1 protein-coding gene is annotated in these 381 nt (G+C 72.2%); it reads left to right on the plus strand.

Annotated features, from left to right (window positions below):
* On the plus strand, window positions 1-381 hold a 381-nt coding region (locus G3I60_RS44340; RefSeq protein WP_164608611.1), incomplete at both ends, for a prolyl oligopeptidase family serine peptidase.

Below are 381 nucleotides of genomic sequence, written 5' to 3' on the forward strand. Positions count from 1 at the left end.
CCGGTTTGTCCCCGCGCGTGACCTTCACCGAGGGGGGCGCACGCCGAATTCCATGCGCCCTGCTTATGCCGACCGACTACGACGGCGTCACTCGCCTCCCTGTCCTCATGGACCCCTACGGCGGTCCGCACGGCCCCCGCGTGGTCGCCGCGCACAACGCGCACCTCACCTCGCAGTGGTTCGCCGACCAGGGGTTCGCGGTGGTCGTGGCCGACGGGCGAGGTACGCCGGGGCGGTCGCCCGCCTGGGAGAAAGCCGTCCACGGCGACTTCACGGTGTCGCTGGACGACCAGGTCGACGCCCTGCTCGACCTCGCCGAGCGTTACCCGCTCGACCTCTCCCGGGTGGCGATCCGGGGCTGGTCGTACGGCGGCTGGCTCG

The sequence above is a fragment of the Streptomyces sp. SID13666 genome (genome assembly GCF_010548325.1).
GTDB lineage: Bacteria > Actinomycetota > Actinomycetes > Streptomycetales > Streptomycetaceae > Actinacidiphila > Actinacidiphila fildesensis.